This is a genomic window from Streptomyces sp. YS-3 (assembly GCF_045257485.1).
Lineage (GTDB): Bacteria > Actinomycetota > Actinomycetes > Streptomycetales > Streptomycetaceae > Streptomyces.
In genome coordinates this window covers 1-539 of record NZ_JBJHPC010001220.1, presented here as the reverse complement: position 1 = coordinate 539, position 539 = coordinate 1, and the positions used below count along the sequence as shown (strand labels likewise).

Here is a 539-nt window from a genome sequence, read left to right as displayed (position 1 = left end):
GTGAGGATGTCCTGGGGCGGAGCCACGTTCAGCAAAACGAGCGAATCGTGGGATGGTCACCGCGCCTGCCCGTGCCCGGTCCCCGTCCGCCCCCTGAGGTTCAGCGGAGGGGCGGGGCGGGGGAGTCCACCAGACGGGCACGCACCCGCGTCACCACCTCGTCCCCGACCCCCAGCCCGTCCCGTACGTACGCCTCCATCGACCCGTACCGTGACGCCACCTCCTCCAGGCCCGCCGCCAGGTACTCCGGCACCACCCCGATCACCGCGAGCGCCACCTCCGGGTCGCCGCCCTGCRCCGTGAACCCCTCGACCAGCGGCGCGAACGCCTGCCGCACCGCCGCGTTCACCGCCAGGTACTCCCGCTCCACGACCTCCGRCCCGGCCCCCAGCAGGGACAGCAGCACCGTCGCCCCCCACCCCGTACGGTCCTTGCCCGCCGTGCAGTGGAAGAGCAGCGGCCCCGCGTCCTCGGCGGCCAGCTCGCCCAGCAGCGTCCGGTACGCGGCCCGCGCCGACTTCGACGTCACCAGGCTCCGG

At 74.5% G+C, this 539-nt stretch carries 1 protein-coding gene; it reads right to left on the bottom strand.

The features are described 5' to 3' along the window. Nucleotides 1-100: 100 nt before the first annotated feature. A partial coding sequence (locus tag ACJA3G_RS38400; RefSeq protein WP_406557594.1) for a tyrosine-protein phosphatase occupies nucleotides 101-539 on the bottom strand: 439 nt, incomplete at its 5' end.